This is a genomic window from Sphingobium sp. ZW T5_29 (genome assembly GCF_044987515.1).
Classification (GTDB): Bacteria; Pseudomonadota; Alphaproteobacteria; order Sphingomonadales; family Sphingomonadaceae; genus Sphingobium.
On the sequence record NZ_JBJDRM010000001.1, the window covers coordinates 235,621 to 254,900 of the forward strand.

At 63.2% G+C, this 19,280-nt stretch carries 20 protein-coding genes and 1 tRNA gene; 15 read left to right on the forward strand and 6 right to left on the reverse strand.

Annotation, left to right across the window (positions count from 1 at the left end):
* The first annotated feature begins 3 nt into the window (after window positions 1-3).
* From pstC to ACI3KQ_RS01175, 6 genes are all read left to right on the forward strand, one after another.
* Window positions 4-1,398, forward strand: coding sequence for a phosphate ABC transporter permease subunit PstC (gene pstC / locus ACI3KQ_RS01150; RefSeq protein WP_404953944.1), 1,395 nt, complete (start codon window positions 4-6; stop codon window positions 1,396-1,398).
* Window positions 1,399-1,451: 53 nt separating this feature from the next.
* Window positions 1,452-2,693: a phosphate ABC transporter permease PstA gene (gene pstA, locus ACI3KQ_RS01155; RefSeq protein WP_404953946.1), complete on the forward strand. Its 1,242-nt coding sequence runs from the start codon at window positions 1,452-1,454 to the stop codon at window positions 2,691-2,693.
* Window positions 2,694-2,695: 2 nt separating this feature from the next.
* Window positions 2,696-3,490: a phosphate ABC transporter ATP-binding protein PstB gene (gene pstB, locus ACI3KQ_RS01160; protein WP_404953948.1), complete on the forward strand. Its 795-nt coding sequence runs from the start codon at window positions 2,696-2,698 to the stop codon at window positions 3,488-3,490.
* A gap of 106 nt (window positions 3,491-3,596) precedes the next feature.
* Window positions 3,597-4,292 carry a phosphate signaling complex protein PhoU gene (phoU, locus tag ACI3KQ_RS01165; protein WP_404953950.1) on the forward strand — a complete coding sequence of 232 codons (696 nt, stop codon included), beginning with the start codon at window positions 3,597-3,599 and terminating at the stop codon, window positions 4,290-4,292.
* A gap of 2 nt (window positions 4,293-4,294) precedes the next feature.
* Window positions 4,295-4,996, forward strand: a complete 702-nt coding sequence (phoB, locus tag ACI3KQ_RS01170) for a phosphate regulon transcriptional regulator PhoB (RefSeq protein ID WP_404953952.1) — start codon at window positions 4,295-4,297, stop codon at window positions 4,994-4,996.
* A 101-nt stretch (window positions 4,997-5,097) separates the two neighbouring features.
* Window positions 5,098-5,799 carry a hypothetical protein gene (locus ACI3KQ_RS01175; RefSeq protein WP_404953954.1) on the forward strand — a complete coding sequence of 234 codons (702 nt, stop codon included), beginning with the start codon at window positions 5,098-5,100 and terminating at the stop codon, window positions 5,797-5,799.
* A gap of 56 nt (window positions 5,800-5,855) precedes the next feature.
* On the opposite strand, the gene def is transcribed toward ACI3KQ_RS01175, so the two are convergent.
* Together def and recR are read right to left on the reverse strand one after the other, a co-directional pair.
* Window positions 5,856-6,386: a peptide deformylase gene (gene def / locus ACI3KQ_RS01180; RefSeq protein ID WP_404953956.1), complete on the reverse strand. Its 531-nt coding sequence runs from the start codon at window positions 6,384-6,386 to the stop codon at window positions 5,856-5,858.
* A gap of 31 nt (window positions 6,387-6,417) precedes the next feature.
* Window positions 6,418-7,014, reverse strand: coding sequence for a recombination mediator RecR (recR, locus tag ACI3KQ_RS01185; protein ID WP_404953958.1), 597 nt, complete (start codon window positions 7,012-7,014; stop codon window positions 6,418-6,420).
* A gap of 53 nt (window positions 7,015-7,067) precedes the next feature.
* Between recR and fmt the strand changes: the two genes are divergently transcribed.
* Window positions 7,068-7,976, forward strand: a complete 909-nt coding sequence (gene fmt, locus ACI3KQ_RS01190; RefSeq protein ID WP_404953960.1) for a methionyl-tRNA formyltransferase — start codon at window positions 7,068-7,070, stop codon at window positions 7,974-7,976.
* Window positions 7,977-8,078: 102 nt separating this feature from the next.
* Entirely contained in the window at window positions 8,079-8,822 is a 744-nt protein-coding gene (gene truA / locus ACI3KQ_RS01195) for a tRNA pseudouridine(38-40) synthase TruA (RefSeq protein ID WP_404953962.1), read from the forward strand.
* 48 nt (window positions 8,823-8,870) lie between these two features.
* On the opposite strand, the gene ACI3KQ_RS01200 is transcribed toward truA, so the two are convergent.
* On the reverse strand, window positions 8,871-9,590 hold the full coding sequence (locus tag ACI3KQ_RS01200; protein ID WP_404953964.1) for a queuosine precursor transporter: 720 nt from the start codon (window positions 9,588-9,590) through the stop codon (window positions 8,871-8,873).
* An 86-nt stretch (window positions 9,591-9,676) separates the two neighbouring features.
* Between ACI3KQ_RS01200 and ACI3KQ_RS01205 the strand changes: the two genes are divergently transcribed.
* A tRNA-Arg gene (locus ACI3KQ_RS01205) sits at window positions 9,677-9,753 on the forward strand.
* Between the two features lie 89 nt (window positions 9,754-9,842).
* On the opposite strand, the gene ACI3KQ_RS01210 is transcribed toward ACI3KQ_RS01205, so the two are convergent.
* Both ACI3KQ_RS01210 and fsa read right to left on the reverse strand, forming a co-directional pair.
* On the reverse strand, window positions 9,843-10,193 hold the full coding sequence (locus tag ACI3KQ_RS01210; protein ID WP_404953966.1) for an antibiotic biosynthesis monooxygenase family protein: 351 nt from the start codon (window positions 10,191-10,193) through the stop codon (window positions 9,843-9,845).
* Window positions 10,194-10,334: 141 nt separating this feature from the next.
* The gene (gene fsa / locus ACI3KQ_RS01215) at window positions 10,335-10,988 is read right to left on the reverse strand and encodes a fructose-6-phosphate aldolase (RefSeq protein WP_404953968.1); all 654 of its coding nucleotides are present in this window, start codon (window positions 10,986-10,988) and stop codon (window positions 10,335-10,337) included.
* 138 nt (window positions 10,989-11,126) lie between these two features.
* On the opposite strand from fsa, the gene ACI3KQ_RS01220 reads away from it, so the two are divergent.
* The 3 genes from ACI3KQ_RS01220 to ACI3KQ_RS01230 all read left to right on the forward strand — a co-directional run bounded on the left by ACI3KQ_RS01220 (window position 11,127) and on the right by ACI3KQ_RS01230 (window position 14,275).
* Window positions 11,127-11,792, forward strand: coding sequence for a DUF2490 domain-containing protein (locus ACI3KQ_RS01220; protein WP_404953970.1), 666 nt, complete (start codon window positions 11,127-11,129; stop codon window positions 11,790-11,792).
* Between the two features lie 147 nt (window positions 11,793-11,939).
* A complete protein-coding gene (locus tag ACI3KQ_RS01225; RefSeq protein WP_404953972.1) occupies window positions 11,940-14,111 on the forward strand; it encodes a primosomal protein N' in 2,172 nt (723 codons plus the stop codon).
* Window positions 14,112-14,125: 14 nt separating this feature from the next.
* Window positions 14,126-14,275, forward strand: coding sequence for a DUF1289 domain-containing protein (locus tag ACI3KQ_RS01230; protein WP_404953974.1), 150 nt, complete (start codon window positions 14,126-14,128; stop codon window positions 14,273-14,275).
* Here the strand turns inward: ACI3KQ_RS01230 and ada are convergent.
* A complete protein-coding gene (gene ada, locus ACI3KQ_RS01235) occupies window positions 14,250-15,335 on the reverse strand; it encodes a bifunctional DNA-binding transcriptional regulator/O6-methylguanine-DNA methyltransferase Ada (RefSeq protein ID WP_404954076.1) in 1,086 nt (361 codons plus the stop codon). The two genes, ACI3KQ_RS01230 and ada, sit on opposite strands and share 26 nt — an antisense overlap.
* A gap of 104 nt (window positions 15,336-15,439) precedes the next feature.
* Here ada and ACI3KQ_RS01240 point away from each other — a divergent pair, with 104 nt between their 5' ends.
* The 3 genes from ACI3KQ_RS01240 (at window position 15,440) to atpA (ending at window position 19,271) form a co-directional block, all read left to right on the forward strand.
* The gene (locus ACI3KQ_RS01240; RefSeq protein WP_404953976.1) at window positions 15,440-16,987 is read left to right on the forward strand and encodes a S1C family serine protease; all 1,548 of its coding nucleotides are present in this window, start codon (window positions 15,440-15,442) and stop codon (window positions 16,985-16,987) included.
* A 197-nt stretch (window positions 16,988-17,184) separates the two neighbouring features.
* Window positions 17,185-17,739 (forward strand): F0F1 ATP synthase subunit delta, encoded by a 555-nt coding sequence (locus ACI3KQ_RS01245; protein WP_404953978.1) that lies wholly within the window; start codon window positions 17,185-17,187, stop codon window positions 17,737-17,739.
* Between the two features lie 2 nt (window positions 17,740-17,741).
* Window positions 17,742-19,271 carry a F0F1 ATP synthase subunit alpha gene (gene atpA / locus ACI3KQ_RS01250; protein ID WP_404953979.1) on the forward strand — a complete coding sequence of 510 codons (1,530 nt, stop codon included), beginning with the start codon at window positions 17,742-17,744 and terminating at the stop codon, window positions 19,269-19,271.
* Window positions 19,272-19,280 lie beyond the last annotated feature (9 nt).

The following is a 19,280-nucleotide window of genomic DNA, read 5'->3' on the forward strand; positions in this document are numbered from 1 at the left end:
ACGATGACAGGTCCTGCAATCTTCCTGCTGCTGGCAGGCCTTGGCGCAATCGCCTGGGTCAGCGCCCGCGCCCGCGCACTGCGGCTTCAAACCGCCGCGCGGACGTCGGGGCGGCGCGATGCCGTCCACAGTCTTCCGGGCTATCATGGCTGGTATGTCGCACTGTGGACGATCATTCCCGCCGCCATCTTCCTTGCCGCCTGGACGAATATCGCGCCGGGCCTGGTGACGCAGGACGTGCTGGCCAGCCCCGCCGCGCAGGACCTGCCCGTCGATGCTTTTTCGCGGTCATCCATTCTGGCGGAAGCACGGGCCATCGCGACCGGGCGACAGACGGGCGCCTTCAATCCGCTCTCGCAGGGCTTGGTCGAACCCTATCGTCAGGCTGGCGAGAAATTCGGCTATGCCGGGGCTGCGCTTGCGCTCGTCCTGGCCTTCGCCGGTGGCGCCTACGCCTTCACCCGCGTCCGCCCCGACTTCCGGGCGCGCACACGGGTCGAACGGCTGGTGATGGCGGGATTGTTGCTCGCCTCGCTGCTGGCGATCATCACCACGCTGGGCATCGTTTCATCGCTGCTGTGGGAAAGCTTCCGCTTCTTTTCGATGGTCAATCCCATCGACTTCCTGTTCGGCACGAAGTGGAGCCCGCAATCGGCGGCCATGGGCTATGGCAATGACGACGCATTCGGCGCGGTGCCGCTTTTCTGGGGCACCATCTTCATCGGCGCGATCATCGCCATGGCCGTCGCCATTCCGCTGGGCCTGATGAGCGCCATCTATCTGACCCAATATGCCAAACCGCGCGTCCGCCAGTGGATGAAGCCGATCCTGGAAGTGCTCGCGGGCGTTCCCACCGTGGTCTACGGCTATTTCGCCGCGCTCACCATCGCCCCTGCCCTGCGCGACTTCGCCGTCGCCATCGGCATCCAAGGCGCGTCTTCGGAAAGCGCTCTGGCCGCCGGGCTTGTCATGGGCGTCATGATCATTCCCTTCGTATCCTCCATGGCCGACGACAGCATCGCCGCCGTGCCGCAATCGATGCGCGACGGCAGCCTGGCGATGGGTGCAACCACCAGTGAGACGATTCGCAAGGTGCTGATCCCCGCCGCCCTGCCCGGCGTCGTGGGCGGGGTGTTGCTGGCGGTCAGCCGCGCCATCGGCGAAACGATGATCGTGGTGATGGCCGCCGGTCTTGCCGCCAACCTGACCCTCAACCCCTTTGCCAGCGTGACGACCGTCACTACCCAGATCGTCCAGTTGCTGACCGGCGACCAGGAATTTGACAGCGCCAAGACGCTGGCCGCCTTCGCACTGGGCCTTGTCCTGTTCGTCGTGACGCTGCTGCTCAACATCGTCGCCCTGCGGGTCGTGAAGAAATATCGGGAGGCGTATGAATGAGCCGCCCTGGACCTGACCACGTCGCCCAGCCCGGAACGGGGGGAGAGCCTGACATGACCAAACGCATTCCCACCGACTGGAAATCGGACGCCATGCGCAAGCGGATCGCGCGGCGCTACGCTGCCGAACGCCGTTTCAAGGCGACCGGCATGTTCGCGGTGATCCTGTCCGCCGCGTTCCTCGCCTTCCTGCTGTTCAGCATGCTGGGCAACGGCCTGCGTGGCTTTAGCCAGACGGACATCGCGGTGAAGGTCGATTTCCCCGCTTCGCCCATATTGCTCGATCCCGCAGCCATCACCGACCAGGCGCTCGCCAACGCCAATCTGCCGATGGTGACCGGTGAAGTGGTGAAGAAAGCGCTCGGCGCCGATGCCGGGGAATGGGTGTCACCCGCGGCCTGGACGGTCCTGCGCGACGCGATCAAGGCGGACCCTGAAATCCTGTCGCGCACCGAAACGCTGACCCTTCCCGCTTCGACCGCGATCGACCTTGCCGCCAAGAGCGAAGGAACGCCGGAAGCCGAAGCCGCCGTGGAACGGCTCAAAAAGGCGGACTTGCTCTCGACCAGCTTCAACACCGGCTTCCTGACCGGCAGCGACGGCACCGATCCGACGCAGGCGGGCATATGGGGCGCGTTCAAGGGGTCGCTGCTGACGATGCTGGTGACACTGGCGCTCAGCTTCCCGATCGGGGTCGCGACCGCCGTCTATCTGGAGGAATATGCGCGCAAGAACTGGCTGACCGACATTATCGAAGTGTCGATCAACAATCTGGCCGCCGTTCCTTCGATCATCTTCGGCCTGCTCGGCCTGTCGATCTTCCTGAACTTCCTGCACCTGCCGCGTTCGGCCCCGCTGGTCGGCGGCATGACGCTGGCGCTCATGACCATGCCGGTCATCGTCATCGCTGGTCGCAACGCCATCAAATCGGTGCCGCCCAGCATCCGTGACGCCGCGCTGGGCATTGGCGCTTCGCCCGTGCAGGTGGTGTTCCACCATGTCCTGCCGCTGGCCCTGCCGGGCATCCTTACCGGCACGATCATCGGCATGGCACGCGCCCTGGGTGAAACCGCGCCGCTGTTGATGATCGGCATGCGCGCCTTCATCGCGACCCCGCCGGGCGGGATCACCGACCCTGCGACCGTGCTGCCGGTGCAGATCTTCCTCTGGTCCGATGAAGTCTCCAAGGGCTTTGTCGAAAAGACCTCGGCTGCCATCATCGTCCTGCTGGCCTTCCTGCTCGCGATGAACGGCCTCGCCATCTACCTGCGCAACAAGTTCGAAAAACGGTGGTAACCATGATGCACGAACCGCAAACGCTAAAAGCCGCCGACACGACGACCAAGATGACGGCCCGCGACGTCAAGGTCTTCTACGGCGAAAAGCAGGCCATCAACGGCGTGTCGATCGATGTCGACATGGACAATGTCACTGCCTTCATCGGCCCGTCGGGCTGTGGCAAATCGACCTTCCTGCGCACACTCAACCGCATGAACGACACGGTGGCGAGCGCGCGGGTGGAAGGATCGATCACGCTCGACGGCGAAGATATCTACGCGCCCAGCATGGACGTGGTGCAGTTGCGCGCCCGCGTCGGCATGGTGTTTCAAAAGCCCAATCCCTTCCCCAAGTCGATTTACGAAAATATCGCCTACGGCCCCCGCATCCACGGCCTTGCCAGTTCAAAGGCGGACCTTGACGTGGTCGTCGAAAAATCCCTGCGCCGCGCTGGCCTGTGGGAAGAAGTGAAGGACCGCCTGCATGACAGCGGCACCGCGCTTTCTGGTGGTCAGCAGCAGCGGCTTTGCATCGGTCGCGCTATTGCGGTCGAACCGGAAGTCATCCTGATGGACGAACCCTGCTCGGCGCTCGACCCCATCGCCACCGCAAAGATCGAGGAGCTGATCCACGAACTGCGCGGTCGCTACGCCATCGTCATCGTCACCCATAATATGCAGCAGGCCGCCCGCGTGTCGCAGCGCACCGCCTTCTTCCACCTTGGCGAACTCGTCGAATATGGCGTGACGTCGGACATCTTCACCAATCCCCGCCAGGAACGGACGAAGGATTACATCACCGGGCGCTACGGCTGAGCCGGAGAGATTTCGAGCCAGATGATCTCATCTGGCGGCTTGGAAATCACGGCAGAGGAAATCCGGTATCAATCCGCAAAGGATCGATACCAGCGGAGAGAAAGATATGGCTGAACATACGATCAAGGCGTTCGACGAGGAAATGGACAAGCTGCGCGGCCTGATCGCCGAAATGGGCGGTCGCGCGGAATCGGCGATTGAAAAGGCCATGCTGGCCCTGCAGCGCAACGACAAGGACCTGGCGGCCCAGGTGGTCGCCGATGACAAGCGCATCGACGCCATCGAAGCGGAAGTCGAAAAGCTGGCGATTGAAGTCATCGCCCTGCGCGCGCCGATGGCGAACGACCTGCGCGACGTCATCGCCGCGCTGAAGATCGTTGGTGTGGTCGAACGGATCGGCGACTATGCCAAGAATATCGCCAAGCGGGTGCCGATGGTCGCGGCCAACCAGCATATGCTCGAACCCGTTTCCCTGCTCCCCTCCATGGGGCAGGTCGCGTCGGAAATGGTGCATGACGTGCTCAACGCCTTCGCCGCGCGCGACGCGGACCTGGCGCTTGCGGTGGTTGAGCGCGACACGGTGGTCGATGATTTCTACAACAGCGTCTTCCGCGCGCTCGTCACTTTCATGGTCGAAAATCCCAAGACGATCAGCGAATGCGCCCATCTGCTGTTCGTTGCCAAGAATATCGAACGGATCGGCGACCACGCGACCAACGTCGCTGAGATGGTCTATTACGCCGCGACCGGCCAGACCCTGCCGGAGCGCGAGCGCGGCGGCAACCAGCCCCTGGAGGACTGAATATGGCGAGAGCCAAGATGCTTCTGGTTGAAGATGACGCGGCGCTCGCAGAACTTCTTATCTGGCATTTCAAGCGCGAGGATTTCGACGTCGCCCACACCGTCGATGGCGAAGAAGCGCTGCTTCTGGCGCAGGAAAATGTCCCCGACATCGTCCTGCTCGACTGGATGGTGGAAAGCCTGTCCGGCATCGAAGTCTGCCGCCGCCTGCGCCGTATGAACGGCACGGCCAATGTGCCGATCATCATGCTGACCGCGCGTGGCGAGGAAGAAGATCGCGTTCGCGGCCTTGAAACCGGCGCGGACGATTATGTGACCAAACCCTTCTCTCCCCGCGAACTGGTCGCCCGCGTCGGCGCGGTCCTCCGCCGCGTCCGCCCGGCACTTGCTGGCGAAACGCTGACCTTTGCGGATGTTGAGATGGATACGGTCGGCCACAAGGTCCGGCGCGGCGGACAAGTCGTTCCGCTCGGCCCCACCGAGTTCCGCCTGCTCAAACATTTCCTGGAACATCCCGGCTGGGTTTTCTCCCGCGAACGGCTGCTCGACAGCGTCTGGGGCCAGGACAGCGACATCGAACTACGCACCGTCGATGTCCACATCCGCCGCCTGCGCAAGGCGATCAACGCCGACGGCAAATATCACGACATCATCCGCACCGTCCGTTCAGCTGGCTATGCGCTGGATACGGACGGGGTGGGCTGAGAAACGGTGCCCCATCCGGATGCTGACAAAATGTATCGACCGATCAAGCTGTTCCCATTAGAGGATTTGGCGACTGAATTGCCAAAAGGGGGGCTGAGAAGTTGAGAAAATGTCTGCTGCTTATTCTTGCATTGTTCTGCCCACTCAACTTGGCTCATGCGCAACACCCCCTAGTCCTGCAAAAGCTTAATGAACGTAATGAAGCGGCCCCTGCGCCCGGCATCGATTTGCTCAAGAAAGAAGTTCTGAGCACAGCCATTAGCATCCAAGACTCGAATGGCACCTGCTCGAATTCCGAAGTTATAATTGACCGGATTCATCCGGCGACGGGAGACCGTTTCGTTTTTTCCGCGGTCTTGAGCCAGAGAATGCGCAACGCATGGACGATAAACGCCCGCTTACCCAAGTGCGACAATATGCCCGCGCGCTACATGTTAATGCAGAATATGGACGGAAGCATAAGGACCATACGCGTTAACCGGGGCGTATCCTATGCTTGGGACTCTCTTATTGGCGATACGCTCCCCCTCGTACGGCTAGCAGCTAACGTAGCGCTCAAACGGAAGGGCATTGATTGTAACGAGGGCTCCAAATTCAAACTTGGGGTGACCCGAATTGCGTCCGAAAGCCAGGACCTTGGCAGTGATTTGTTCGGTATCCGCTACATTGGAAGCTGGAGCGAAATATGGCCGATTGAAACATGCAGTCAAACGGTAGAAGTTCTGGTCAACTTTACTGCAGATGGCGACGGCGGGGCCTATTCGCGCATGCCCGGGGATAAAGTAGCAGTCTTACCGAAATGAACACCACCCGGTTCGCATAAGCCCCAACCTACACTTTTCAAACCTCGCCCAAAGCCTCAAGCCGCCTTGCGCGCCTTCACCAGCTTTTTCATCAGCATATCGCGCTTCAGGCGCGACAGATGATCGATGAACAGCACGCCTTGCAGATGGTCGATCTCATGCTGCAGGCAGGTCGCCAACAGGCCCTCCAGCTGCTCCTCATGGATCCGCCCATCCCGGTCCATCCAGCTTGCGCGGATCGTCGCGGGGCGCTCCACCTCGGCGAACTGGTCGGGCACCGACAGGCAGCCTTCATTATAGACCGACAGGTCGTCGGACCCTTCAAGAATTTCGGGATTGATGAACACCATCGGTTTTTTGACCGCAGGCGCATCCTCTTCATCCGATTCGGGTTCCTGCAGGTCCATCACCAGAACCCGCTTTGGCACGCCCACCTGAATGGCCGCCAGGCCAATGCCCGGCGCATCGTACATCGTTTCGAACATGTCGTCGATCAGGCGTTGCAGATCGTCATCGATCGTCTCCACCGGAGACGATATGGTACGCAGGCGCGGATCAGGCGCCTCAAGGATCGGAAGAATGGCCATGACAGAGAAATAGCCGCTCTGGCCGGGATTTTCAAGCGATCGGACGGCGCGCGCGCAGCGCCTGCGCCAATGTGCCTTCGTCCAGATAATCCAGCTCGCCCCCCACGGGCACGCCATGGGCCAGCTGGGTCAGCCGCACCGGGAAGCGTTCCAGCCGCTCGGCCAGATAATGGGCAGTCGTCTGACCTTCCAGCGTGGCGTTCATCGCCAGTACGACCTCATCGATCCCGCCCGTTTCCACCCGCCTGACCAACGCGTCGATGGAAAGATCCTCTGGCCGCACGCCTTCCAGGGCGGACAGACGCCCACCCAGCACATGAAATCGTCCGGGGAACAGCCGCGACTTGTCCAGCGCCCACAGGTCCGCCACATCTTCGACCACGCAAAGCGCGCGCGCGTCCCGCCGGGCATCGACGCAGATGCCGCAAGGGTCGACCGTGTCGACATTTCCGCATATATGACAGGTCACGAGCCGATCGTTCACCGCATCGAGCGCGCGCAGCAGAGGTTCCAGCGCGCTTTCCCGTTTCTTTAGCAGGTGCAGCACCGCGCGCCGCGCGGAACGCGGGCCAAGACCGGGCAGACGGGACAGCGCCTGGGTCAGCGCATCGATCTCGGGAGAAGCCATGGAACCGAGATAGGGGCTTGCAAGTCCGGGGTCAAAAGAGTTGAGAGGCCGCCATGCGCATCATCTATATGGGAACCCCCGATTTCGCCGTCCCCGCGCTCATAGCGCTGGCCGCGGCGGGACATGAAATAGCGGCGGTGTACAGCCAGCCACCCCGCCCCGCCGGTCGCGGCAAGGCTCTGCGTTTCTCCCCCGTCCACGCGCAGGCGGAGCAAATGGGCATCGAAGTGCGCACCCCGGTTTCGCTGAAGGGTGCCGACGTCCAGGCCGCCTTTGCCGCGCTGAACGCCGATGTGGCGGTCGTCGCTGCCTATGGCCTGATCCTGCCCCGCGCCATTCTGGAAGCGCCGGGCCAAGGCTGCCTCAACATCCACGCGTCGCTCCTCCCCCGCTGGCGTGGCGCGGCGCCGATCCAGCGCGCCATCCTGTCGGGCGACAATGTAACCGGCGTCACGATCATGAATATGGAGGCGGGCCTCGACACCGGCCCGATGCGCGCCAAGCATGTCACCCCAATTGAGGACAAGACCGCAGGCGCACTAACCGACGAACTCGCCAAGGCGGGCGCTGAATTGATGGTCGAGGTGCTGGACGACCTCCCCGCTCACCCGCCGGTGCCTCAACCCCAGGACGGCGTCACCTACGCATCAAAGGTCGACAAGAGCGAGGCCCGCATCGACTTCACCCGCGACGCGCATCAGGTCGAACGGCAGATACGCGCCTTCAATCCCTTTCCCGGCGCATTCCTGGAATATCGCGGCGAACGCTTCCGCATCCTCGCCGCCCATGTGGAGGAACATGAAGGTCCCGCAGGCGAATTGCTCGACAACAGCCTGCTCATCGGCTGCGGCCATGGCGCCATCCGCCCGACGCTGATCCAGCGCGCGGGCAAGGGCGCGATGTCGCCGGGCGAGCTGCTGCGCGGCTACGACATGCCCGCAGGATCGCGCGTCGATGGCTAGCTTCCTGAAAAGCCCCTCCCTTCGGAGGGAGGGGTTGGGGTGGGTGCGAGCGCAGCGAGCCGGAGCCTCGCCTTTTGCGCCCCTCCACTCCGGGCAAACCCAATGACCCGCTTCGCCTTCACCGTGGAGTTTGACGGCCGCCCCTTCATGGGCTGGCAGCGGCAATCACACGGCCCCAGCGTGCAGCAAGCGCTGGAAGACGCGATCCACGCCGTCACTGGTGAACGCGCCGTCATCCATGCCGCAGGCCGCACGGACGCGGGCGTCCACGGCCTCGCCATGCGCGCACATGCCGACATCGACAAGGAAATCGCCCCCTTCCGCCTGATGGAGGCCATAAACGCCCGCCTGCGCCCGCATCCTGTCGCCGTCATTGACTGCGAACCGGTGCCTGACGACTGGCATGCGCGCTTTTCCTGCACGGGCCGATCCTATGTCTATCGCATCGCCAACCGCCGCGCGCCGCTGACTTTCGAACGCGGCCTTGTATGGCGGGTCATCCAGCCGCTCGACAGCGACGCGATGCAGCAGGCGGCGCAGCTGCTGGTCGGACGCCATGACTTCACCACCTTCCGCTCCGCCCATTGCCAGGCGGAAAGCCCGTTAAAGTCGCTCGACCGGCTGGATGTCGAACGGCAGGACGACCGCATCGCGATCCATGCAGAGGCGCGATCCTTCCTGCATCATCAGGTCCGGTCGATGGTGGGCTGCCTTGCTCTGGTCGGCATGGGCCGCTGGTCGATCGCCGACATGAAAACCGCCCGCGATGCAAAAGACCGCGCCGCGCTAGGCCTCAACGCGCCGCCGGACGGGCTATATTTCGTTAGGGCGAATTACCCCGCCTAGCCCAACCAGATGCCGCGCTCCTGCGAAGGCAGGAGCCCAGCCCATGACCTAAAGCCTTGTCCGAAACGGCGTAAAATCCGTCCCTTCGTCATACACGTCCAGCCCCTCGGCCCGCTTCAACCTGTTCACCGCCAGATAGGTCACCGGCGTCAGCACGGCTTCCCAACTCACCTTCAGCAACCAGTTTGTGACCATGACGGTCAGCACCTGCGCGCTGCTCCACTGGCCGTAAAAGGCGAGCGGGTAAAAGATCAGGCTATCGACGCCCTGTCCCACGATGGTCGATCCGATGGTCCGCATCCACAGGTGCCTGCCCTGCGTCAGCAGCTTCATCTTCGCCAGCACGAAACTATTGGCAAACTCGCCCGCCCAAAATGCGATGAGCGAAGCAAAGACGATGCGCCACGTATTGCCGAACACCGCTTCATAAGCCTTCTGGTCCGGCCAGCCTTCCGCCGGGGGTAGCTTCACCACGACCCAACTCATCAGCGCCATGAACAGCATCGCGCCGAACCCGGCCCAGACGCAGCGTCGCGCGCGCGCATAGCCATAGACTTCGGTCAGCACGTCCCCCAGCACATAGCCAAGCGGAAAGAACAATATGCCAGCGCCAAATGTAAAGCCGTACAATGTCGACAGCTTCGCCGCGCCGATCAGGTTGGACAGCAACAGGATGGCAACAAATGCTGCGATGAAAAAATCGAAATAGCGCATCGGCCGCTCAGCGAGCGCATGCGCATCGATTTTCCGAACCCCCAAATCGGTCATGCCCCTCTGCATATCCCCGCGCCGCGCAAATGCAATGGCACGCATGATTGCGCCGCGCGCCAAGCGCCGCTATCGCATCCCCGCACGGCCCCGTAGCTCAGCTGGATAGAGCATTCGCCTTCTAAGCGAATGGTCGCAGGTTCGAATCCTGCCGGGGTCGCCATCTACAATCGCCAGCCGAAAAGCAGCATCAGCACCCCGGCGATCAGGATCGCGGCGGCCAGAAAGCCCCAGCCCCAATCAGGCCCATCTTTATTCGCCATCAAGCGGACTGTCATCCGGTCGTGCCCGCAACAGCAAGTCGTCGGTCACGGTCATGGTAAAGATCGGATCGGCATCAGCAGGCACTTCAGCGATTGCATCGACAAAAGCCGACCGCGTTTCCGGGTCGTCATAGACCATTTTCTGGTCGAAAGCCGCGCGCCAGGTCTCCTCATCGGGCCATTCGGCATAGCCCACGAAGCGTCCGTCCGCGTCACGGTGCAATCGCGACCCAAAGCTGCCATATCTTTCGCGGATCAGGTCTGTCCCACGCCGCCAGGCAGCGCGGAACTGATCTTCCTTACCCGGATGCACCCGCCACCAATAGACCGCGACGAACATCTCACCTCTCCTTTATGGAAGAGACAATGATGCGAGCGGCCAGAGGTTGCGATTCAAAACTGCCGTGCTCCTGCGCAGGCAGGAGCCCAACTCAGGCGTCAGGACTGGGTTCCTGCCTTCGCAGGAACACATCACTCCGCGTTAAAGAACCGACTGCCCGGTCTTTTCCCAGTCCGCCAGGAACCCGGCGATGCCCTTGTCCGTCAGCACATGGTTGAACAGCGACTTGATGACCGAAGGCGGCGCGGTCATCACGTCCGCGCCGATCTTGGCGCTTTCCAGAACGTGGATCGGGTGCCGCACGCTCGCCACCAGGATTTCCGTGTCGAACGAATAATTGTCATAGATCAGGCGGATGTCGTCGATCAGCTTCATACCGTCAAAGCCATTATCGTCATGCCGCCCGACGAAGGGCGAAATGAAGCTCGCGCCCGCCTTCGCCGCCAGCAATGCCTGATTGGCGGAAAAGCACAGCGTGACATTGACCATCACGCCTTCGCTGGTCAGCGCCTTGCAGGTCTTGAGGCCATCGATGGTCAACGGCACCTTGATGCAGACATTATCCGCAATCTTCCGCAGGACGGCGGCTTCCTTCATCATGGTTTCATGGTCCAGAGCGACGACTTCCGCCGACACCGGGCCATCGACGATGCCGCAGATTTCCTCGACGACTTCGACGAACTTGCGGCCCGACTTGTGGATCAGCGACGGGTTGGTGGTGACGCCGTCCAGCAGGCCGGTCGCGGCCAGCTCACGGATTTCATTGGTATCGGCGGTATCGACGAAGAACTTCATGGGTCTGCTCCGGGCGGGATATACGAATCGCCACCCCTTTAGCGGCTGATCCCCGGTTTAGCCATTATTGCCGGCGACAGGCCTTTCGGAAACAACGCCGCAACATTATGACGGCGCAGCTTTCCTGAGGACCCCTATATGCCCGCGCTTTCCGTTGCCTGCCGCGCCCTTGCCCTTCTTGCCTTCCTCTCCCTGGCCACCGCCCCTACCGCCTACGCCGCTGAGGATGAAACGCAGCTATGGCTTGGCGCGTCCGCGACGATGAAGGCCAGCCCGGCCGATCTGGTCGTGATGGACGTCGGCCACCGCTTTCGCCGGGACGAGTCAGGCGGCGAACAGCAATTGGCCCGCATCGCGCTGGACCATGCCGTGGCAAAAAATATTCATGTCGGCGGCGGCATCGCCTTTTTCCATTCCGAACCGGAACAGGAATTGCGCCTGTTTCAGCAACTGACCGCCACCCACGGCATCTTTCAAAGCCGCACCCGGATGGAGCAGCGCTTCTTCGACACGGCGGACGAGGCAAGCTGGCGGCTGCGCCAGCGCTTCCAGGCGTCGATCCCGCTCGACCCAGCCAAACGCTGGACCCTGGTCGCCGCGACCGAGCTATTCTTCCACCTCAATCGCGCCAGGCCCAGCGACAAGACCGGCCTGGCCGTCATGCGCCAGCAGGCGGGCCTGCGCCACGCGCTCAGCAAGGCATTGGACGTGCAGCTTCTCTACATGCGTCAGCAAGGTTTCCGCGACGACCGCCCCGACGCGGTGGTCCACGTCCCCTGGCTGACGCTCAACTGGAAGATCTGACAGGCGGAAGTCTTCCTTGTTCCTGCGCAGGCAGGAACCCAGTCCAGCCGCAGGAGCACGCAACGCTCCGATGCCCCGACATGAGCCTTCAGCCAAAAGCGTACTTCGCGCCTTGCCTCCCGCCCCCCAGGCGATAGGGAGGGGCAGATGAGCTCCCGCGCCCGCGTCATTCTCCTCAACGCCGCCCTTGGCCCGCTGGACTATCGCGTGCCGCACGGCATGACCGTCAAGCCCGGCAGCATCGTTGTCGCCCCTCTTGGCCCGCGCCAGATCATCGGCGTCGTGTGGGAAGAAGACGCCTTCCCCGATGTCGAAAGCGTCGGCGACAATCGCCTGCGGAACATCGTTTCTCCGGTAGATGCGCCACCCATCCCCGAAACGCTGCGCCGCCTGATCGAATGGACGGCGGACTATTATCTCGCGCCCATCGCATCGGTCCTGCGCATGACGCTGGCGTCGATGTCGGCGCTGGAAGGCGCGCGCACCGTCATCGAATATCGCGCCACCGGCGATCTGCCCGACCGCATGACCGAACAGCGCACACAGGCAATGGAGCGCATCGGCGAGCGGCAGGGCCTGATCCGCGAACTCGCCATGATCGGCGGGGTCAGCGACGCCGTGATTCGCGGCCTTGTTAAAATCGGCGCGTTCGAACCGGTGGAAGTCAGCATCGACACGCCCTTTCCCCGGCCCGACCCGGACCATGCGCCCCCGCAGCTATCGGACGGCCAGGCCACCGCGGCCAGCCAGTTCACGCAGGCCGTGAACCAGCGGGATTTCGCTCCCTTCCTGCTCGACGGCGTCACCGGATCAGGCAAGACCGAAGTCTATTTCGAAGCGATCGCCGCCGCCATCCGCGAAGGCCGCCAGGTTCTGGTCCTGCTCCCCGAAATCGCTCTGACCGAACCATTTCTGGAACGGTTCGAAAAACGGTTCGGCACCGTCCCCATCAGCTGGCACAGCGGCCTGCGCCAAAGCGAGCGGCGCAGGGCCTGGCGCGCCATCGCATCGGGCGAAGCAGCCGTCGTCGTCGGCGCGCGATCCGCCCTGTTCCTGCCCTATCCCAATCTTGGCCTCATCGTCGTCGATGAAGCGCATGAGGCCAGCTTCAAGCAGGAAGATGGCGTTCATTATCACGCCCGCGACGTGGCGGTGATGCGCGGCCTGATGGAAAAATTCCCGGTCATCCTCGCGTCCGCCACGCCCGCCATCGAAACTCGGCATCAGGTGGAACTGGGCCGTTATCGCGAAATCAAGCTGCCGTCCCGCTTCGGCGGCGCGGAAATGCCCGCGATCGAAGGCATCAACCTGCTCACCGACCCGCCCGAACGGGGCCGCTGGATCGCGCCCCCGCTCGTCCAGGCAATCGATGGCACGCTGGAAAAGGGCGAACAGGCGCTGCTGTTCCTCAACCGGCGCGGCTATGCGCCGCTCACCCTGTGCCGAAGCTGCGGCTATCGCTTTCAATGCCCCAACTGCACCGCATGGATGGTCGAACATCGCCTGACAAAGCGCCTCGCTTGCCATCATTGCGGCCATGTCGTCCCCTCCCCCCGATTTTGCCCGGAATGCAAGGAAGAGGATTCGCTGGTCGCCTGCGGCCCCGGCGTCGAACGCATCGCGGACGAGGTAAAGGCCCTCTGGCCGCAGGCGCGCATCGCCATCGTCACGTCCGACACGCTCTGGTCGCCCGCCAAGGCGGCGGAATTCGTAAAGTCGGTGGAAGCGGGCGACGTGGACATCATCGTCGGCACCCAGCTCGTCACCAAAGGATATCACTTTCCCAACCTAACCCTGGTCGGTGTGATCGATGCTGACCTGGGCCTTGAGGGCGGCGACCTGCGCGCATCGGAACGCACCTTCCAGCAAATCGTGCAGGTCGCGGGCCGGGCCGGACGCGGACAGAAGCCGGGCCGCGTCTTCATCCAGACCCGCATGCCCGAAGCGGAAGTCATCAAGGCGCTGATCGCCGCCGACCCGGAACGCTTCTACGAAGTGGAAACGGAAAATCGCCGCCGCGCCAATGCACCGCCCTTCGGTCGCTTCGCCGCGATCATCGTGTCCAGCGAGGATGCCGACGAAGCCGCGCAAGTCGCCCGCCTCATCGGCAAGTCCGCGCCCATGATCGACGGCATGCGCGTCTATGGCCCCGCCCCCGCGCCGCTGTCCGTCCTGCGCGGTCGTCACCGCCACCGCCTGCTGATCCACGCCACGCGCCAGATCGACGTTCAGGCCGCCATCCGCGAATGGCTGGGCAACCTGACCTGGAAATCAGGCACCCGCGTGGCGGTGGATGTCGATCCCTACAGCTTCATGTGATGGCCTGAACGCCTGTGGAAAGCCCCTGCGTCAACATCTGCAAGCTGGACAGGGCAGGCCGCATCTGCACCGGCTGCGGTCGCACGGTCGAGGAAATCGCCCGCTGGCGCGGCATGAGCAAGGCGGAACGCCGCGCCATCACGGACCGGCTGAAGACTCGCTGATCCGGGCCTCCCGCTCCAACAGCGCCTGCTTGCGCTCCAGCCCATAGGCATAGCCGCCCAGCGTCCCATCGCTCCGCAGCACCCTGTGGCAGGGTATCACCACCGCCAGCACATTATCGCCGCAAGCCGTGCCCGCCGCGCGCACCGCGCCGGGCCTGCCAATCGCGGCTGCGATCTCGCGATAGCTGCGCGTCTCGCCCGGCGGTATCGCCCGCAGCGCCGCCCAGACGGCCTGCTGGAACACGGTTCCGCACATGTCGATCGGCACGTCCACCGGCTGCGTCGGGTCTTCGATCAACTTCACGACCTGCGCCGCCAGAGTCGAAAAGGCCGCATCGCCGGGCACGATCTGCGCATTGGGGAAGCGCCGCCGCAACGCTTCTTCGTCCTCGTCAAAGCTGATCCGGCACAGCCCTTTCGCCGTGGCCGCGACCAGCACCGGCCCCAGGCTCGTTTCACGCACCATGTAGGAAATGGTCACGCCGCTCCCTCCATCCTTCCACGCGCTGGGAGTCATGCCCAAATGTCGCTGCGCATCGGCATAGGCCCGGCTGGGCGCATTATAGCCCGCTTCATAAATAGCACTGGTCACGCTGCCGCCTTCTTCCTCCAGCGCCGCCTTCAGCCGTTCCGCCCGCAACGACCGCGCGAAGGCCGCCGGGGTCAGGCCGGTCTCCCGTTTGAACAGCCTGTGGAAATGATGCGGCGCATAGCCGGCATGCGCCGCGACTTCGTCCAGCGACGGCGGCGTCTGGGCTGCCGCGATGAAGGCCTGCGCCGCCTCCACCGCCAACCGGTCCCGCCCGACCTCATCAGGCCGACATCGCAGACATGCGCGAAATCCCGCCTCTCTCGCCGCCGCCGGATCGGGCAGGAAGATCATATTCTCCCGCAATGGATGGCGCGCCGCGCAACTTGGCTTGCAATAGATGCCCGTTGTCAGCACCGCCCCCACAAAGCGTCCATCCGCCGTCCGGTCGCGCCGCAAAACGGCTTCCCAGCAGGATTCGTCATCCAGCGGCGTATGGGTCGGGACGGGAATGTCGGTCATCTGGTTCATATATATGGAATAGCAGAGCGCGCGCGACCAGCCTTCCCGTCGCTTGCTTTCAAAGCATTTCCCCATTGCCTCCGCAGGGGGTTCGCATATGAATGCGCCCGATCATGATCGCCATCCTCCGCCCCCTCTGCACCCTGCTGGCCTTCGCATTGCCCGCAATGGCATCCGCCGAACAGCAGGACATCGCCGCCGCCGCGCGCGGGGTTGTCCGCGTCGCCATCGTCGCGACCGACGGCAGCGAAGCCTATTTCGTCGGGCATGGCAGCGGTTTCGCCATCGCGCCGGACAAGGTGCTGACCAACGCCCATGTCGTCGAACTGACCCGCGAGGAAAAGAATCTCGTCATCGGCGTCATCCCGTCGGAAGGCCGCAAAAGCTATGGGGGCCGCGTCATCGCTTACTCTCCCGGCAACGACCTGGCGCTGATCCAGCTGGAGGAAGGCCGCCTCCCCGTCAGCACCTTTTACGCCGGGGCGGTTGACGATGGGCAGCATGTCACCGCCATCGGTTACCCCGGAACGGTAGACCGGGCGCAGGGCCTAAGCCTCAAGGACATGATCGAACCGCTGGGCACGGTGAAGACCAGCGGCAATGTTTCATCGGGCCGGTCCAGCCACAGTTTCGACACCATCCTGCACACCGCTCCGCTGGCGGCGGGTAACAGCGGCGGCCCACTGGTCGACGATTGCGGGCGAATATTGGGGGTCAACAGCTTCGGATCGATCTCCGACGGCAATGACGCGGAATTCGGATTCGCCGTTTCCTGGCGGGAAATCGCGTCCTTCCTGCGGCAGGCTGGCGTATCGTCGCTGCACACGGTCGTGCCCTGCCGCTCAATGGCGGAAGCGGACGCGGCCGACGCGGCGCTTACCCAGCGGGAGGCGCAACAGAGCGAACAATCCGAACGCAGAAAGACGGACGCGCGCGAAGCCGCGCTCGACAAGGCGCGCGAAACGGCGGAGCAGGACGTCATCTCGGCCCGCGAAAATGCGATGGCTGGCGCAGCCGTCCTGCTCGCGCTCGCGGTGCTTGGCTTTGGCGCGGGCGGCCTGTTCTACAGCCAGCGCCGCGAACGGCACGCGACATGGTCGCTGGCGGGCGGCGGGGTTCTGCTGCTGGGGGCGATCGCCCTGTTCTTCTTGAAGCCCAGCTTTTCGAGCATCGACGACCGGGTAAAGCTGCCCGACGACAACCAGGTGACCGGGAATGGCGCCTATGCCTGGGAAGGTGAAAATATCTGCCAGATCGACCTCAGGCGCAGCCGCGTCACCGTGTCGGCTGCGAACGACATCCCGTTCAACTGGACGGGCAATGGCTGCGCCGATGGCGGCACGCAATATGTCAGTTCGGGAAATGACTGGGAACGCGCGACCGTGCCGGAGGCTGGCAATTTCGTCACCCTCAGCCGCTTCGAACCCGCTACCGGCACCTTGCGCATCCAACGCTGGCTGCCCGACAGCGAAACGATGGAAAAGGCGCGGGCCTTGTCAAAGGATGGCCCGGTTAAGGGCTGCGGCGCTGACCCCGCCCTTCTCGCCAGGATCGCAGGCCTGCGGTCCGACCTTTCGGCGCTGCTGCCCGCCCAGCCCAATGAACGGCTGGTCTACCATTGCCGCAAGGGGCGGCTGGCGCCGTCCGAACCGGCGAACTGACCGATTTCCGTTCGCTGAAAAGCGCATTCGAAGCCGATCAATTTTCCTGATCTGATGGAATCGCGTTCCATGGCTTGCATAGTCATAATCCCGCTGCTAACCGGCCCGGCAACAGGGGAACGGGCAGTCACTGCTCCCCTCTTTTTGCATGACCGGCAGATCAAGTGCCAGTGAACCCAACGGAGGACGGTAAGCGCGTGGAGACTACCGGCGGCATTCAGGCTAGCCTCAGCGGACGCTACGCGGTTGCGCTGTTCGATCTGGCCCGTGACGGCAACGCCCTCGACACCGTGGCGAACAGCCTCGGCGCGATCAAGGCGGCGATAGCCGAATCGGCAGATTTCAAAAGCCTCATCAACAATCCCGTGCTCAGCCGCGACGCGGCGGGCAAGACGATCGCAGCTGTCGCATCCTCGATGGGGATCGACGTGCTGACGACGAAGTTCCTCGGCGTCCTCGCCGACAATCGTCGCCTGTCGCAGCTGCCTGCCGTCATTCGCGCCTATGAAACGCTGCTGTCGAATCACAAGGGCGAAGTTCGCGCCGAAGTGACCAGCGCGCATCCGCTCGATTCGGATCAGACCGCCGCCCTGCAGAAAAATCTGCGGGCGCGCGTCGGTCGCGATGTCGCGCTCGATGCAAAGGTCGATCCCGCGATCCTGGGCGGGCTGGTCGTAAAGATCGGCAGCCAGATGATCGATTCCTCCATCCGCACCCGTTTGAATAGTCTCGCCCAGGCGATGAAAGGCTGAACATGGATATCAACGCCGCAGAAATTTCGAAGGTCATCAAGGACCAGATCGCCAATTTCGGCACCGAAGCGCAGGTGAGCGAAGTCGGTTCCGTGCTGACCGTGGGTGACGGCATCGCCCGCGTCCATGGCCTCGACAACGTCCAGGCGGGCGAAATGGTCGAATTCGCCAATGGCGTTCAGGGCATGGCGCTCAACCTCGAAGCCGACAATGTGGGCATCGTGATCTTCGGCTCCGATGCCGAAATCAAGGAAGGCGACGTCGTCAAGCGCACCGGCACCATCGTCGACGTTCCCGTCGGCAAGGGCCTGCTGGGTCGCGTCGTTGACGGCTTGGGCAACCCCATCGATGGCAAGGGCCCGATCCAGTACACCGAACGCAAGCGCGTCGAAGTCAAGGCGCCGGGCATCATCCCCCGCAAGTCGGTGCACGAACCCGTGCAGACCGGCCTCAAGGCGATCGACGCCCTCGTCCCCGTCGGCCGTGGCCAGCGCGAACTGATCATCGGTGACCGTCAGACCGGCAAGACCGCCGTCGCGATCGACACCTTCATCAACCAGAAGGGCGCCAACGCGGGCGATGATGAGAGCAAGAAGCTCTACTGCATCTACGTCGCCGTCGGCCAGAAGCGTTCGACCGTCGCGCAGATCGTGAAGCAGCTCGAAGAAAATGGTGCGATGGAATATTCCATCGTCGTCGCCGCGACCGCTTCGGAACCCGCTCCGCTCCAGTATCTGGCGCCCTATGCCGGCGTCACCATGGGCGAATATTTCCGCGACAACGGCATGCACGCCGTCATCGTCTATGACGATCTGTCGAAGCAGGCCGTCGCCTATCGCCAGATGTCGCTGCTGCTGCGTCGTCCTCCGGGCCGCGAAGCCTATCCCGGCGACGTCTTCTATCTCCACAGCCGCCTGCTGGAACGCGCTGCGAAGATGAACGACGCCAATGGCAACGGCTCGCTGACCGCGCTGCCGATCATCGAAACCCAGGCAGGCGACGTGTCGGCCTATATTCCGACCAACGTGATCTCGATCACCGACGGCCAGATCTTCCTTGAAACCAACCTCTTCTACCAGGGCATCCGTCCGGCCATTAACGTTGGCCTGTCGGTGTCGCGCGTCGGTTCCGCCGCGCAGACAAAGGCGATGAAGAAGGTTTCCGGCTCGATCAAGCTGGAGCTGGCCCAGTATCGCGAAATGGCGGCCTTCGCCCAGTTCGGTTCGGACCTCGACGCTTCGACGCAAAAGCTTCTGAACCGTGGTGCGCGCCTGACCGAACTGCTCAAGCAAGCCCAGTTCTCGCCGCTGCCATTCGAAGAACAGACCGCGTCGATCTTCGCTGGCACCAACGGTTATCTCGACAACGTGCCCGTCAAGGACGTGACCCGTTACGAAGAACTGATGCTCGCCCATCTGCGCCACGACCATGCCGACGTGCTGGCCGCGATCCGCGACAGCAAGGATCTGGGTGATGAACCCAAGGCCAAGCTGAAGGCGGCGCTGGACAGCTTTGGCAAGACGTTTGCGTAATAACTAATC